At 70.5% G+C, this 15073-nt stretch carries 12 protein-coding genes; 6 read left to right on the top strand and 6 right to left on the bottom strand.

The window, feature by feature from the left end; translation table 11 throughout:
• Positions 1-486, bottom strand: a 486-nt coding sequence (locus CCN39_RS45120; protein ID WP_143264408.1) for a cyclic nucleotide-binding domain-containing protein, incomplete at its 3' end; no start/stop codon positions are given.
• A 472-nt stretch (positions 487-958) separates the two neighbouring features.
• Between CCN39_RS45120 and CCN39_RS45115 the strand changes: the two genes are divergently transcribed.
• Both CCN39_RS45115 and CCN39_RS45110 read left to right on the top strand, forming a co-directional pair.
• Positions 959-1726 (top strand): bestrophin-like domain, encoded by a 768-nt coding sequence (locus CCN39_RS45115; protein ID WP_086853026.1) that lies wholly within the window; start codon positions 959-961, stop codon positions 1724-1726.
• Positions 1723-3000, top strand: a complete 1278-nt coding sequence (locus CCN39_RS45110; RefSeq protein ID WP_086853024.1) for a DUF6923 family protein — start codon at positions 1723-1725, stop codon at positions 2998-3000. Before CCN39_RS45115 ends, CCN39_RS45110 begins: the two co-directional genes overlap by 4 nt.
• 7 nt (positions 3001-3007) lie before the next feature.
• Here the strand turns inward: CCN39_RS45110 and CCN39_RS45105 are convergent, their stop codons facing one another.
• Complete coding sequence (locus CCN39_RS45105; protein ID WP_208630659.1) at positions 3008-4024, bottom strand: autoinducer 2 ABC transporter substrate-binding protein; 1017 nt, start codon at positions 4022-4024, stop codon at positions 3008-3010.
• Between the two features lie 260 nt (positions 4025-4284).
• Between CCN39_RS45105 and CCN39_RS45100 the strand changes: the two genes are divergently transcribed.
• Positions 4285-4740, top strand: coding sequence for a DUF4396 domain-containing protein (locus CCN39_RS45100; RefSeq protein ID WP_086853020.1), 456 nt, complete (start codon positions 4285-4287; stop codon positions 4738-4740).
• A 39-nt stretch (positions 4741-4779) separates the two neighbouring features.
• Here CCN39_RS45100 and CCN39_RS45095 read toward each other — a convergent pair whose 3' ends face one another.
• From CCN39_RS45095 to CCN39_RS45085, 3 genes are all read right to left on the bottom strand, one after another.
• Positions 4780-6015 carry a glycoside hydrolase family protein gene (locus tag CCN39_RS45095; RefSeq protein WP_086853018.1) on the bottom strand — a complete coding sequence of 412 codons (1236 nt, stop codon included), beginning with the start codon at positions 6013-6015 and terminating at the stop codon, positions 4780-4782.
• A gap of 199 nt (positions 6016-6214) precedes the next feature.
• A complete protein-coding gene (locus CCN39_RS45090; protein ID WP_086853016.1) occupies positions 6215-7438 on the bottom strand; it encodes a DUF8814 domain-containing protein in 1224 nt (407 codons plus the stop codon).
• Positions 7439-7525: 87 nt separating this feature from the next.
• On the bottom strand, positions 7526-10462 hold the full coding sequence (locus CCN39_RS45085) for an AfsR/SARP family transcriptional regulator (protein WP_086853014.1): 2937 nt from the start codon (positions 10460-10462) through the stop codon (positions 7526-7528).
• Between the two features lie 113 nt (positions 10463-10575).
• Between CCN39_RS45085 and CCN39_RS45080 the strand changes: the two genes are divergently transcribed.
• The 3 genes from CCN39_RS45080 to CCN39_RS45070 all read left to right on the top strand — a co-directional run bounded on the left by CCN39_RS45080 (position 10576) and on the right by CCN39_RS45070 (position 14575).
• Entirely contained in the window at positions 10576-11232 is a 657-nt protein-coding gene (locus tag CCN39_RS45080) for an SH3 domain-containing protein (RefSeq protein ID WP_208630658.1), read from the top strand.
• 30 nt (positions 11233-11262) lie between these two features.
• Positions 11263-12834, top strand: coding sequence for an alkaline phosphatase D family protein (locus tag CCN39_RS45075; protein WP_086853012.1), 1572 nt, complete (start codon positions 11263-11265; stop codon positions 12832-12834).
• Between the two features lie 259 nt (positions 12835-13093).
• Entirely contained in the window at positions 13094-14575 is a 1482-nt protein-coding gene (locus CCN39_RS45070; RefSeq protein ID WP_086853010.1) for a glycoside hydrolase family 28 protein, read from the top strand.
• A gap of 175 nt (positions 14576-14750) precedes the next feature.
• Here the strand turns inward: CCN39_RS45070 and CCN39_RS45065 are convergent.
• Positions 14751-15073 (bottom strand): glycoside hydrolase family 88 protein (locus CCN39_RS45065; RefSeq protein ID WP_208630657.1); only part of this gene is annotated, 323 nt, incomplete at its 5' end.

The raw sequence follows: 15073 nt of genomic DNA, 5'->3' as shown, positions 1-15073 counted from the left end.
GCCGAAGTGGTCGCCGTCGGCGAGGGTGCCGAGGATGACTTGGTCGCCGTAGGCGCCGGTGCCGATTTTGGTGATCTTGCCGTGGGCGAGGAGGAAGACTTCTTCGGCGGGGGAGCCGAATTCGACGAGGGCGTCGCCGGGGGCGTATTCGCGTTGGGTGAACCGGTCGGCGAGTTCGGTGAGGATTTCTTCGTCGTCGAAGCCGCGGAGGGGGGCGAGTTCGCCGAGTTCGGGGGGGATGACGCGGACTTGGGTGCCGGTGGTGGTGAAGGTGACGCGGCCGTCTCCGACGGCGTAGGAGAGGCGGCGGTTGACGCGGTAGGAGCCGGCGGCGACTTCGACCCAGGGCAGCAGTTTGAGCAGCCAGCGGGAGGAGATGCCCTGCATCTGCGGGACCGACTTGGTCGTGGTGGCCAGGGTCCGGGCCGCCGCCCGTCCCAGGCTCGACGGTGCCTGCTCGGATTCCACCGGGTCGGTGACAGTCACAACGAGGACCACCCAATCATTCGTGTTCGGCACGTGCCCGCCCCAGCCGGCACGCCGGTCATGACCTGCTATTCGCTGATATACACGCGGTTTCGTGACGCCGCGAAATCAACATAGCAACCGCGCCTGGCCGCACAATGACACGATCGGGTCACCGGGTTAATGGCCGGGCCGCCTCTTGATCATTTCCCGATGATGTTCGACGTCCGTGGTCACGGCCTGTTCGTGGACGTCACTCGGTCGTGAGAATCCCTGCGCGGCAGCGCGGTTCGCGGTCGCCCAGCGATACCGCACAACCGGCGGTACCCCGCTCCAGCTCCGCCGAATCGGCGACTTTCGGGACCCTTGTGCGGCCACCCGGATGAATTCGGCCCTTTCTGTTGTCCGGCCGGAAATGGGTGACTACCTTGAGCGGTCCCGGCCGAGGAATGCCGGGCAGTGCTTCCCGCGCATCGCGGGCGAAAGGACCTGGATGAACATCTTCGTGGCCGGCAGTCTCTGGGTGGCCGGAGCGGCCTGCGCCGGTGGCCTGATCGCCTACCTGGTCCGCCGGTTCGGCCGGGACGACGAAGGCAGGCCCGGCAACAACGACGCGGCGGGCCAGGTGTTCACCATCGTCGGCGGGCTGCACGCGGTCCTGGTCGCCTTCGTGCTCATCTCGCTGTACGACGAGGTGAGCACCGTGAGCCAGAACGCGCAGACCGAGGCCGACAGCCTGGTCGCGGCCAGCTGGGCGGCCGACGCGCTGCCGGAGGAGACGAAGGACCGGGTCCACCGGCTCGCCGCGGCCTACGCGCGCACCGTCGAGGAGCAGGAGTGGCCGCGCCTGGCCGACGGCGGCGAGGTGCCCGCCACCGGCGCGTCCCAGCTCGACCAGCTGCGCCTGGCGGTGGCGGAAGCCCCGGCCGACGGCGACTGGCAGCTGGACCGCAAGACCGAGGCCAGCAACCAGCTCTGGTCGGTCTACCAGGCCCGGCAGCAGCGGCTGAGCCACTCCGGCGCCGGCGGGGTCGGCGCGGTGGTCTGGTTCGCGCTCGTCCTCGGCAGCCTGATCACCGCGATCCTGCTGCCCAACCTGTTCGGCGGGACGCGGCTGGCCGCGCACGTCATCATCGTGTCCACCCTGGCCGGCACGATCACGTTGCTGCTGTTCGCGATCCACCAGCTGCAGAACCCGTTCAGCGGCGGGGTGAGCGTGCCACCCGAGGCGTTCACCTCGGCGCTGGCCAGGCTGGTTTGACCGGCGCACGGACCCGCTGGGCGGCGGCGTTCGGGGTGGCGGCGGCGGTCTCGGCGCTGCTGGCGGCGACGGGCTGGCTCGCGCCCCCGGCGACCCACCTCGCGGTGTCGCGGGAGCCCGGCGGCTGCACGGTCCTGCAGGCGGAGAACGAACGCAGCGGCGCGCCGACGACGCTGCGGCTGCTCTCCCTGCCCGGCGGGGTCACGCAGCGGGTGAGCCAGGCCGGGTACTGGATCAACGCGATGGGCTACTCCGCCGCGCAGGACGTCGTCTACGGCGTCGCCGACGGCACCCGCGCCGGCCGCTACCACGGCGCGCACGCGGTGCGGATCGACGCCGCCGGCGTGGTGACCGACCTGGGCGTGATCGGCCGGGCCGGCGCGCCGAAGCCGGTGTGGAGCCCGGTCAGCGGCGCCACCGCGGGCGCGATCGACGGCGACCGCTGGTACGTCCGGCAGGGCAGCGATCTGTACACAGTGGACATCGAGCCGGGCGGCCGGGACTACCTGCGGGTGGTGCACCGGACGGCGCTGCGGCCGGTGTCGCTCGCCACCGGGGTCGACGACTTCGCCTTCGACCCGGCGGACGGGCTCCTCTACGGCGTCTCGGCGACCTCGCGCGGGGACAGTTCGGTGGTCACCCTCGACCCGTCGAGCGGCAAGGTCGCGGTGGTGCCCGGGCTGCGGTTCCCCGACGGCGGCGCGTACGGGTCGGTCGTGCTCGCGCCCGGCGCGATCTACGCCACGGCCAACCGCGACGGGCAGCGCAGCGTCACCTACCGCCTGCCGCGCGACGGCTCGGGCCCGGCCACCGAAGTCGCGGCCGGGCGGCCGCTGGTGAGCGGCGACGCGGCCGGGTGCCTCACGGACGAGCCCCCGCCGCCGTCGACGCCACCCGGGCAGTCGTCGCCTCCGCCGTCGACGCCACCGGCGCAGTCGTCGCCCCCGCCCCGGACCGAGCCACCGCCGGTCACGCAGGCACCCGAGCCGGAGCCGGCCCCGCCGCCGCCACCGGTGGAGCAGCCCGTCGTCCTGCCGCCGGCCCCGGTGCCGGCCCCCACGCCGACGCAGGTGGTCACGCCCACGCCGTCCAGCCCGGCCCCGTCACCTTCGCCGTCGCCGACGACGCCCCGGGCGCGTCCGGAGAAGGAGGCCGAGCCGGTCGTCCAGGACACCGGGCACCGGACCGAGGAGAAACGGCGCTGGGGATTGACGGCGCTGATCCTCGTGCTCGGCGGCGGTGCGGCGGTCGCCCACGTGCGCCGGCACCGGTGAGGAGAGGTCAGTACTTGAACTGGTCGACGTTGTCGGCGGTGATGAGCAGCGGGTCGCCCAGCAGGACGGTCTTCGACGCGACGTCGTACTTCACCGCCGGCAGCTCCAGGCTCACCTTGTTGACGGCCTGGAGCGGCTTGCCGTCGGCGACCTGTTTCGCCGTCCACGCGGTCAGGTAGCCCAGCGACTCGACGTTCCACAGCACCGACTGCGAGCACGAGCCCTTGAGCAGGAACGGCTTGATGGCCTGCGGCGTCCCGACGCCGACGGTGAACACCCGGCCGACCTTCTGCTCGTCGTCCACCGCCTTCGCGACGCCGGGCGCGGACGTCGTGCACTCGCCGATCAGCCCGGTCAGGCCGGGGTGGTTGGTCATCAGCTGTTTGGCGAGGACCGTCGCCTTGTCCTGGTCTTCGCCCGCGTACACGGTGTCGACGAGCTCGGCCTTCGGGTAGCGCGCGGCCGCGTACGCCTTCTGGACGGCGATCCACGAGTTGAGGTTCGCCGCGGCCGGGCCGCACGAGACGATCGCCCACTGGCCGGTGCCGCCGGTCTTCGTCATCAGCGCGTCGACGAGCGCGGAGCCGATGCCCTGCGCGCTGGCCTGGTTGACGAACACCTCGCGCTGCGTGCCCGGCGCGTCGGTGTCCGAGGTGAGCACGTGGATGCCCTTCGCCCTGGCCTCGGCGATCACGCCCGCGAGCGCGGCCGGGTCGTTCGGGGCCACGACGATGACGTCGACCTTCTTCGCGATCAGGTCACGCAGGATGCTCACCTGCGCGGCCGGGTCGACGGTCTCCGGGCCGGTCGAGTGCCACACCACTCCCAGCTGCTTCGCCGCCTCGAGGCCGCCGTTGTCCATCGCCTCGAAGTACGGGATGCCGCGGACCTTGGGCACGAACTCGATCCGGGTCGGCGCCGGCGGGGGTGCGCTGCCCAGCTGGTCCGAGCAGCCTCCGAGCGCGAGCGCCGCGACCAGCGTCGCCGTCGCGACCAACCGGAAGGTTCTCGTCGGCCCTCGCATCTCCACCCGTTCCTCAGGGAATTCGATCGGTTCGATGGGTCTGCGCATGGTGGAGACCAAGGGCGAACGTAGGGCCCCGGGTAACTGTGGTCAACGGGATGTGCGCAAAGGGTTACGGAAGTGAGTTCTGCCTCGGCTGCCTCAGGAGGTGGAAGCCCTGGCCGGACGCTTTCGATTACTTACCGTAGTGATGCCCATGCTTCGAGTGGTGTGACCCGGGAAACGTGCGCCTCTTACCCCCGGGGGGTATAGTCCGAGACATGAGCGAACAGCACGGGGCTTCGTGGGCGACAGCGATCCAGGCGACTCTGCACTGCCTGACCGGCTGTGCCATCGGTGAGGTGCTCGGCATGGTGCTGGGCACGGCGTTCGGCCTGCACAACGCGGCGACCGTGGTCCTGTCGATCGCGCTGGCCTTCGTCTTCGGGTACGGCCTGACCATGCGGGGCGTGCTGAAGTCGGGGCTGGGCGCGGCGGCGGCGTTCAAGGTCGCGCTGGCCGCGGACACCGTGTCGATCGCCGTGATGGAGCTGATCGACAACACCGTGGTCGTGGCGATTCCCGGTGCGATGGACGCCGGGCTGGCCAGCCTGCTCTTCTGGCTGGCGCTGGCCCTCTCGCTGGCGGTCGCGTTCGTCGTCACGGTGCCGGTCAACAAGTGGATGATCGGCCGCGGCCTCGGTCACGCCAAGGTGCACGCGCACCACCACCACTGAACAGCGCGGCCGGAGAGGTGGCGGCCTCCCCGGACGCCGCTACACGCTCGAAAGGTCGATCGCGCGGTCGACCTTTCGCCGGTCGAGCACCCGCAGGATGCCTTCCAGCAGGTAGTAGTCGGCGTAGGGCAGGGACACCTCGACGCCGTCCTCGTTCGGCCGGTTGCGGGTGCAGCGCGCGACGCTCGCCTCGGCGCGGGTTGACTTGGTCGTCAGGCACGTCCGCGACACCGCGGTGAGGATCCGCAGCGCGCTTTCCCGGTACTGCGGGCGGTGCGTGAGTTCCGCCAGGTCCAGCAGGCCGCACGCCATGATCACGCCGGCGGAGGCGTCCTTGACGTCGTTCGGCGCCTGCGGGGCCAGGTAGTCCCACACCGGCACGTGGTCGGCGGTCAGCCGGGACAGCGCGAAGTCCGCGAGCCGCCGGGCCGTGGTCAGGAACTCCGCGTCCCCGGTGCGCCGGTGGATGGTCGTGAACCCGTAGATGCCCCAGGCCTGCCCGCGCGACCAGCACGACGCCGGGCTGTAGCCCTGCACGGTGTTCGGCCCGATCGGCGCGCCGGTGACCGGGTCGAAGTCGAACACGTGCGGCGTCGACCCGTCGGGGCGCAGGAAGTTCCGCTGCGCCGTCTTCGCGTGCGCGACGGCGATTTCGAGGTACTTCGGGTCCTGCGTCTGCGCACTGGCGAACGCGAGCAGGTCGAGGTTCATCATCGTGTCCATGATGACCCGGCCGGCGTTGTTCGGATCGGACAGCGCACCCCAGGCGCGGATGAACCGCCCCGCCGGGTTGTAGCGCTTGATCAGCGACGACGCGGCCTGCACCGCGCCCGCCTTCCACTTTTCGTCGCCGGTGAGCCGCCAGGCGGTCACCCATGAGGGGGAGAAGAGGAAGCCGAGGTCGTGCGTGCCGGTGTCGTTCTGCCGCGGCGCGAGTTTTTCGGCGGAGGCCAGCGCGAGGGTCTTGAATTGTTCCTCGCCGCTGTGCAGCCAGGCCAGCCACAACTGGCCGGGCCAGAATCCGCCGACCCAGTCGCCGTTCTGCGAATAGGTCCATTTCTCGAACTTCGTGCCGACCGGAAACGCGGTGACCCCGGGGGCCACCGCGCGGAGTTTGGCCACCGCGTAATCGGCCGCTTGGCGGAGCGTCCGGGTGACCGAGGCCAGGTCGGATGGGTCGGGGGTGGCCGCCGAAGCGGTCGTGGAAGTGCTGGTGCCCACCGCCACCGCGGCGCCGGCCGCGGTGGTCAGCAGGGTTCTCCGGGAAACGCTCACAGGTGCCCGCCATTCCGTGATTCCGTGGGGAGGGAATTTTTGCACGCTCGGCGGGCCGTTGTACACCCGGCGGAAATCTGTTCACGGTTGTGAATTGTGTGCCGCTGAGTGGAATGGTGCGGAAATGGGCGAAGGCCCGGCGGGGGACACCGGGCCTTCGCCGTTGTCGCGGGTGAGGGCAGTCGACCCGCGACGGTCATCAGCAGTGCGGGGCGACCGGCTGGTCCGAACCCGTCTGCAGGTAGGTGTCCGACACGTAGTGCCCGGGGCCGATCCGGTCCCAGATGTTGCTGGTGCCGAACTTGCCGGTGACGGTGTCACCCTCGACGTAGCACTCGATGTTCACCTTGGCGTAGTTGGCCGCGAGGCCCTTGACGGCGGCCGTGGTGCTCGCGCTCGCCCGGACGTTCATCGGGTCGCCGGCGGTGCTGACGACACCGGTCGGGCCGGAGCCGGTCCACAGGTAGGTGACGTTCACGTTGCCGTTGTCGGACATGCCGAGGCCGTCCCAGAAGACGCCGTCGGCGAGGTCGATGCCGGCCGGGTTCTGCACCTTGTAGCCGAGGCCGCTCTTGCCGCCGTTGTAGCCGTTGTAGTAGGCGGCGTACGCCTCGGGCTGGCCCTGCGGCAGGTCCTTGAACTTGGTCCGCACCGACGACGGGTTCCAGTAGTCGTCCTGCTCGTTCCACGGGCCGACGTCCCACACCGGCGCGTACTCGCACTTGCTGCCGTCGGTGCGGCAGACGCGGACGGAGTAGTCACCGGTGCCCTTGGGGGCCAGTCCCTTGCCGGACGGCAGCGCGACGAAGTGGTCGCGGCTGGTGATGATGTGGCCGTTGGCGGTCTTGCCGCCGATCAGGCCTTCGCGGGTGCCGTAGACCTTGTAGGTCAGTTCGGTCCCGGCGGTCAGGGCGTTGGCCTGCGGGGCGCTGTCGGCGCTGAGCTTGACGCTCGCGACCGAGGGGCGCACGCCGTCGGTGGTGCTGTGCAGGCTGATCCGCACCTGCACCTCGCTCACGGCGCTCTTCAGCGTGGTGCCCGCGGGGGTCCACTCGGTCCAGTCGTTGACGCCGGTCCGGCCCCGGACGTCGACGTCGACCGACGTGCCCTTGGGGGTGTCGGCGGTCAGTTCCGCGCTGACGCGGTTGGCCGCCGAGCCGAGCTGGTGCTCGGCGGTGGTCAGGCTGCCCTCGCTGCCGGCGAACACCCGGGCGGTTCTGTGCCACGCGGCGTCGGCCAGGGTGAGCGTCCCGCCCGCGCCGGTGACGTTGACGTCGTTGCTGTCCACAGTGGACAGATCAGCCGTCCAGTTGGTGTTCGCGGGCGCCGTGGCGGCCTGCGCGGGGGCTCCGGCCAGCGCCGTCACCGCCCCGGCGGCCAGAACCGCCGCGGTCACGCGGCCGGCCTTCATGATCCGGATCATCCCCGGTTCTCCTCTCGCACCTGTTCGTTCGAAGGTGGAGAAAGAGTGACGGGGCGGCGTACATGATCCGTACAAGCAGATTGTGCGTCAGGCGGAAGCTATGTGCGGCCGCTCCACCACGACAACCGAAGACTCCTTCGGCCGCGTCGACAGTTCCCGCCAGATGGCCAGCGCCCGCTCCGAGTAGTCCCGCGACCGCTCCGGCTGCGAAAGCGCCCGGTGCAACTCGCCGAGCAGCTGCGAAACCTCGGCCTCCGACCGGCGATCCCCGTTGCGGCGGTGCACCGCCAGCGAGTTCACCAGCAGCAGCTGCGCGTGCGCGAAGTCGCCACTGTGCAGGCACAGCTCGCCCAGGTTCTGGTTCGCGTACCCCACGCAGTGGTCGTCGCCGAGGTCGGTGAAGATCGCGATCGCGCGGTCCACGTGCTCGCGGGCCGCCGCCAGGTTGCCCTGGTGCTGGAACAACAGGCCGAGCCGCTTGAGGGCGTGGGCCTCCCGGTGGCGGTCGCCGATCGAGGCCGACAGCTCCAGGGCGTCGGTGATCCAGCGCCTCGCCGCCGCGTAACAGCCGCGGGACATCCACACCGCGCCCGCGCCCAGGCGGGCCACCGCTTCGCCGTTCGGGTCGTCGGCCTCCGCGAACAGCTTCAGCGCCTCGTGGCAGTGGTCGAGGGCCAGGTCGTCCTCGCCCTCGATGCGGAGGATCGTCGAGAGCCCGGTCAGCGCGACGGCGACACCCTGCGCGTCACCGACCGACTCGAACAGCTTCTTCGACTCCTCGAACGACACCCGCGCCTCGGCGTACTCGTCCTGGTAAAGCAGGTACTGCCCGAGGTTGCGCTGGACGATCGCCTCGGCCCGCGCCGAGCCCGTCCGGCGGGCCGCCGCCAAGGCGACCAGGTGGGTGCTGTGCCAGTCGTCCTGCGGGCCGCGGAGGTCGAAGTACGGCGTCAGCGCCGAAGCCAGCTGCCACGCCAAATCGTCGAACCCGTGCTGGGCGGCCAGCGTGACCGCCGCGACGGTCGTGTGCCGCTCGGCCGCGAACCAGACCGCCGGGTCTTCGGGCAGGACGTCGAAGGGCACCGCGGGGCGCGGCAGCTCGTCGTCGCAGTACGCGCCGAAGAAGTGCAGCGGCATCCGGCGCGCCGCCTCGAGCGCGAGCCCCAGGTAGCCCTCCAGTGCCCGCCGCAGGCCGGCGCGGGTCTTCGCCGCGTCACTCCGCTCGGCGAGCTCCACCGCGTACACGCGCAGCAGGTCGTGCAGCCGGTAGCGCGGCTGGCCGGCCGAATCGGAGCCGACGAGCTCGACGAGGTGGCCGTCGACCAGTACGTCGAGCACGTCCTCGCCGTCGCGGCGGCCGAGCACCGCCGCCACCGCCCACGCCGGGAACTGGACCGGCCCGAGCAGGCCCAGCCCGCGGAACGCCGTCGCCGCCGACATCGGCAGCAGGTCGTAGGAGAGAGTCACGCTCGCGCGGACGGCGAGGTCGCCGACGCGCAGCTCGTCGAGCCGGCGGCGCTCGTCGCCCAGCCGGTCGGCCAGCAGCCGCAGTGTCCAGCCCGGCCGGTGCGTCAGCTTCGCGCCGGCCACCCGGATCGCCAGCGGCAGGTGGCCGCACTGGCGCAGGATCGCCGCGGCGCTCTCCGGCTCGGCGGCCACCCGCTCGGCCCCGACGATGCCCTCCAGCAGCCGCGCGGCCTCGGCCTCGGGCAGCAGGTCGACGTCCACCGGCTTCGCGCCGGCCAGCCCGGGCAGCCGGATCCGGCTGGTCACCAGCACCGCGCAGGCGCCGGCACCGGGCAGCAGCGGCCGCACCTGGGCCTCGCTGCCGGCGTCGTCGAGCACGACGCACATCCGCCGCCCGGCCAGCCGCGAGCGCAGCAGCGCCGAGCGCTCGGCCAGCTCACGCGGCAGGCCCGCGTCGGGGATGCCCAGCGTGCGCAGCAGTTCGGCGAGCACGCTCATCGGCGCCCGCGGCGACGACGACGTGCCGGCCAGGTCGACGTGCAGCTGGCCGTCGGGGAACTCGTCGCGGACCGCGTGCGCGACCCGGACGGCGACCGCCGACTTGCCGACACCGGGCGCGCCCGACAGCACGACCACGGCGGGCGTGCCGGAGTCCGCGCGTTCCCGCAGCAGGGTGACGACGTCGTGGATCAGCGCGTCGCGGCCGGTGAAGTCCGGCAGGTCCAGGGGCAGCTGGCAGACCGGGGCGACGTCGGCGGGGCGGGCCGCGGAGAGCACGCTTTCGGGCACGAGGGTCGCGCGCAGCTCGCGCAACCGGGCGCCCGGTTCGGCGTCGAGCTCCTCGCGCAGGACCCGCTCGGCCGACTCGTACGCCTCGATCGCGTCCCCGGTCCGGCCCGCGGCCCGCAGCGCGACGACCAGCTGCGCCCAGAGTTCTTCGCGCAGCGGGTGTTCGGTGACCAGCCCGCGCAGCTCGGCGATGGCCTCGCCGGAGCGGCCGAGGCCGATCCGCGCGCGGAGGCGCTGTTCCTGCACCGACAGCCGCAGTTCGGTGAGCCGGGCGACGGTCGCGCCCCAGCTGTGGTCGTGCGGCAGGCCCTCGAGGACTTCGCCGCGCCACAGCGCGTCGGCCTTGTCGAGGAGTTTGAGGGCGCTCTCGGCTTCGCCGCCGTCGAGCGCTTCCTGCGCTTCGCCGGCCAGGGCGGCGAACGCGAGGTGGTCCAGTTCTTCCGGCGCCGCGGTCAGCAGGTAGCCGGAGGCCCGGCTGCTGATCCGCTCGCCCAGGTCGGGATGGATCTCCGCGAACCGTCTTCGCAGCGAATGCACGTACGTGCGGATGTTCGCCGCGGCCGACCGCGGCGCCGATTCCGGCCACAGCACTTCCACCAGCACGTCGGTCGAGACGACGACGTTCGGCTGCAGGGCCAGGGCGGCCAGCAGCAGCCGGGGCTTCGGGCCGCCGAGGGCGATCACCCGCCCGGCGGCGGTGACCTCCAGCGGCCCGAGGACGCGGATGGTAAGCGAGGTGGTCTCAACCTGCCCGATGAGTTCCCCCATGTCCCGGACTCTAGGACCCGTCCGGGCGCACCGGCTAGATCCATTCGGAGTGTCTGTGCGCACACGTGCGCCCTTTGTACGGAATGTGTACGGCCAAGTTCCACGCTGCCGCCATGAAACGATCGAAACTCCGGCGTATCGCCGGTTCCGGCCTGGTCATGGCCGCGGTGGGCGCGCTCCTGACCGGCGGCGCGATCGAAGCGTCGGCGGCGGCGAGCGGCACCGTGAAGACCGCGGGTGACCCGCTCAACGTCCGCCGGGCACCCACCGCGAGTGCCACCGCCGTCAAGACCGTCGCCAACGGTGCCGCCGTCACCATCGACTGCCAGATCAACGGCGCGTCCGTGACCGGCACCTACGGCACGAGCACGTTGTGGGACTACGTGCCGGCGCTCGGCGGGTACATCTCGGACACCTACGTCTTCACCAACTCCGACACGCGAATCGCGCCGGACTGCGGCGTCGGCTCGGGCAGCGGCCAGTGCGCCGACGCCTGTGCGGGCGAAGCGCAGTACCGCGCGTCCGACTCCCACTTCCTGGTCTACGACATGAATTCCGACGGCTACTCCGCCGTGGTCGCCTACTGGCTCAAGGGCGGCGCCGGGCCGTTCTACGTCTGGAACTCCGGCGGCGAGGGCACGAAGGTCGACAAGGCCGTCTCGGTCCCGCGCGGCACCTGGCTCTTCTACAAGGTGTGCGTCGCCAACTACACGACCGCCAAGCCGGAGCTGCTGTCCTGCAGCGACGGCATCACCGACTACGCGGCCTGAGGCCCGTCCACCACGAGAAAGGGCTTTCCCATGGGTCAGGTCAACCGGCGCAAGGTGCTCCTCGGCGGGCTCGCCGCGGTCACCGCCACCGCGGCTTCGGCGGCGCTGCCGTCGTGGGCGAACGCCCGCACCACGGCCGCCGCTCCCCCCATCCGCGATCCGTTCCAGCTCGGCATCGCCTCCGGCGATCCGCTTCCCGACAGCGTGGTGCTGTGGACGAGACTCGCCCCCTCACCGCTCAACCCGGACGGCTTCGGCGGCATGCCGGACGCCACCTACGCGGTCGACTGGGAGATCGCGAACGACGAGGCGTTCAGCTCGGTCGTGCAGCGCGGCTCGGTGAGCGCGGTCAGCGCGTCCGGGCACAGCGTCCACATCGAACCGACCGGGCTGGAGCCCGCCCGCGAGTACTTCTACCGGTTCAAGAGCTCCGGCTACATCTCGCCGGTCGGCCGGACGCGCACCGCGCCCGCCGCCGGTGCCGCGGTCAACCAGCTCAAGTACTGCTTCAGCTCCTGCCAGCACTGGGAGGAGGGCTACTACCACGCGTACAAGGGCATCGTCGCCGACGACCCGGACCTGGTGCTGTTCCTCGGCGACTACATCTACGAGAAGAAGTCGGGCCGCACCGCGAAGGAGCGCAACCCGCGCAGCCTGGCCTTCACCGAGGACGTCACCACGCTCGCGCAGTACCGCGCCCGCCACGCCCAGCACAAGACCGACGCCGACCTGCAGGCCGCGCACGCGATCGCGCCCTGGGTCGTCGTGTTCGACGACCACGAGGTCATGAACAACTGGAACGGCACCACCTCGCCGGCCACGGCCGCCCGCAAGGCCGCCGGCTTCCAGGCCTTCTACGAGAACACCCCGATCCGCTCGACGGCCAAGCCGAACGGCGCGTCGATCCAGCTGTACCGGCAGCTGATGTGGGGCAACCTGGCCCGCTTCCACATGCTCGACACGCGCCAGTACCGCAGCGCCCAGGTGCCCGACCCCGCCGGCGACGCCGGTCCGGCCTGCGCCGACATGCGCAGCACCTCGCGCAGCATCCTCGGCGCCACGGAGGAGGCGTGGCTGCTCAAGCAGTTCGAGTCGCACCCCGCCACCTGGGACTTCCTCGGCCAGCAGGTCTTCTTCGCCACGCGGGACGCCGACGGCAACAAGGCCACCTGCGAGAGCAACGACTCCTGGCAGGGCTACGAGGCTTCCCGCAACCGGATCCAGCAGGGCTGGGTCGACCGCAAGGTCGCCAACCCGATCGTGCTCACCGGCGACGTCCACCGGCACTGGGCCGCCGACCTGCGGCTGGACTACTTCAACCACAGCTCCCCGGTCATCGGCTCCGAGCTGGTCACGACGTCGGTCACGAGCAACAGCGACACCGCCTCGCCGCCCGATGCGGCCTGGTCCGCGAACAACCCGCACGTCAAGTACTGCAAGGGCGAGCGCGGCTACGTCCGCGTCACGACCACGCCGTCGCAGATGCGGGCGGACTTCATGACGACGTCCGACACGAGCGTCTACGACCCGGCCTCGGTGGTGATCAAGAACGACGTCAGCTTCGTGGTGCAAGCGGGCAAGGCCGGCCTGCAGAAGGTCTGAGGCCACGCTGCGTGACACCGATCATGGCGGATTCACGTTGTGGACCATGAAAAACGCACGGGGCTCCCGGGCCCGGTGAAGGTAGACTCCGAGAATCCTGAATGGACACCGGGGATCCCGCTCACGGGGACCCGCGCCCGACTGGGGGTGGCGCGGGTCCCCGAGCCCGTCGATCTTGACATTCCGTTCGCGGCACTCGTAATCTGGGTGTTCCGCCGTCATGCCGAATTCTTCGATTCCATGACAAGGCGGTTCCACGGTGAAAAAACTCTTGCTGATCACCTTCGCGGTGGCCGGGCTGGCGGTGGCCGGCGCCGGTGTTTCCACCGCCGCACCCGGCGGGGTTTACGACGTCAAGGACTACGGCGCCAAGGGGAACGGATCGGCCAACGATTCGAGCGCCATCGACAAGGCGATCACCGCGGCGAACGCGGCGGGCGGCGGCACCGTCCGGTTCACCTCCGGCACCTACAAGTCCGCGAACACCGTTCACCTGAAGAGCAACGTCACGATCCAGCTCGACGCCGGTGCCACGATCACCGGGTCCGGCGCGGACACCTACGACAAGCCCGAGTCGAACCAGTGGGACGACTACCAGGACTACGGCCACAGCCACTTCCACAACGCGATGTTCTACGGCGACAGGCTGACGAACATCGGCTTCACCGGCGCCGGCACGATCGACGGCGGCGGCAACCTCATCACCGGCAACCCGAAGTCCGGGGAGGCCGACAAGATCCTGTCCCTCACCCGCTGTGACGGGCTGACGCTGTCCGGCGTCAAGCTGCGCCGCGGCGGGCACTTCGCGGCGCTGATCAACGGCTGCACGAACGTCGTTTCCGACCACCTGACCATCGACACGGCGAGTGACCGCGACGGCTGGAACATCATCAGCACGACGAACGTCACGATCACGAACGCGTCGATCGCCGCGAACGACGACGCGCTGGTGTTCAAGAGCGACTACGCGCTCGGCGCGAAACTGCCGAACGGGAACGTGACGGTGACGGGCGCGAAACTGTCGGCGGTCTGCTGCAACGCGCTGATGTTCGGCTCCGAGACGTGCGGCGACTTCACCGGGTACCACTTCTCGGGCATCACGATCACCGGCGCGCACAAATCCGGCATCGGCATCGTTTCGATGGACGGCGCGAAGATTTCCGACGTCCACTACCGCGACATCACGATGTCCGGGACGTATTCGCCGATCATGATGAAGATCGGCACGCGCAAGCGCTGCGGCAACAACCCCGGTGTCGGCTCGATCAGCGGCATCACGTTCGACAACGTCACCGGCACGCACACGGGCAGCAACTTCAGCCCGACGATCTGGGGCGCGGACAGCGGCCACCGCGTCTCCGACGTCACGTTCACCGGCGTCAAGCTGAACGTGCCCGGCGGCAACGGCACGATGGGCACGGGCGTGCCGAGCAACACGGCGACGGACTACAACCCGAAGAGCATCGGCACCCGCCCGTCCTACGGCTGGTACCTGCACTACGCGGCCGGCATCCGCTTCGTGAACAGCTCGGTCGAGTTCGCCAAGGACGACGGCCGCCCGGCGAGCATCGTCAACAACAGCTCGGACATCACCTTCGACCACTTCACCGCGGAGAAGGGCTCGAAGAGCCCGTTCGACGTCGGCTTCCAGTCCGTGACGGGCTACTGCGTCAAGGACTCGGCCACCACCTCGGGCACCACCCTCCGGATCGACACCTCGAGTTCCACCTCGAACTGCTGACGTTTCCCGTATCCCACGTGATCGAAGCCGGAACTCGCGTGATCAGGGCCGGAACTCGCGAGTTCCGGCTTCGATCACGCGAGTTCCGTGCCGGATCACGCGAGATCCGGGTTTCCGCACGGACGAAGGGGCCCCGGCTGGTGAGCCGGGGCCCCTTCTGCGGCGTGCGAGGAGGTCAGTGCGAGTACTGCTCGTTCATGATCAGGAAGGCGCCGAGGCCGTGGAAGTCGTTGGTCTTGCGGGCCCGGGCGTAGTAGTAGGACAGGTCGCCGACGTTGGTGCCTTCGCAGATGTCGGTGATGTTCGTCAGGCCGTCCGAGCCCAGCGACACCTTCTTCAGCACCCCGGCGTAGCCGCGGTCCGCCACCGCCTGGTAGGACGCCGGCAGGTAGCCGCGCTGGACGCCGCGGGCCATCGTGAACGTGTACATCGACGACGCCGACGTCTCCAGCCAGTTCTTCGAGTCGCCGCCGCGGTCGACCACCTGGTACCAGCGGC

Source organism: Amycolatopsis kentuckyensis (assembly GCF_002155975.1).
Taxonomy (GTDB): Bacteria; Actinomycetota; Actinomycetes; order Mycobacteriales; family Pseudonocardiaceae; genus Amycolatopsis; species Amycolatopsis kentuckyensis.
Note: the sequence above shows the minus strand (reverse complement) of the source record. Positions and strands in the feature narration are given on the sequence as shown.

Excerpts from the sequence above, each read along its gene's own strand:
- CCN39_RS45100 (WP_086853020.1), top strand. The coding sequence starts at position 4,285 with ATGAGCGAACAGCACGGGGCTTCGTGGGCGACAGCGATCCAGGCGACT.
- CCN39_RS45090 (WP_086853016.1), bottom strand. The coding sequence starts at position 7,438 with ATGATCCGGATCATGAAGGCCGGCCGCGTGACCGCGGCGGTTCTGGCC.
- CCN39_RS45075 (WP_086853012.1), top strand. The coding sequence starts at position 11,263 with ATGGGTCAGGTCAACCGGCGCAAGGTGCTCCTCGGCGGGCTCGCCGCG.
- CCN39_RS45105 (WP_208630659.1), bottom strand. The coding sequence starts at position 4,024 with ATGCGAGGGCCGACGAGAACCTTCCGGTTGGTCGCGACGGCGACGCTG.
- CCN39_RS45080 (WP_208630658.1), top strand. The coding sequence starts at position 10,576 with ATGAAACGATCGAAACTCCGGCGTATCGCCGGTTCCGGCCTGGTCATG.
- CCN39_RS45085 (WP_086853014.1), bottom strand. The coding sequence starts at position 10,462 with ATGGGGGAACTCATCGGGCAGGTTGAGACCACCTCGCTTACCATCCGC.
- CCN39_RS45115 (WP_086853026.1), top strand. The coding sequence starts at position 959 with ATGAACATCTTCGTGGCCGGCAGTCTCTGGGTGGCCGGAGCGGCCTGC.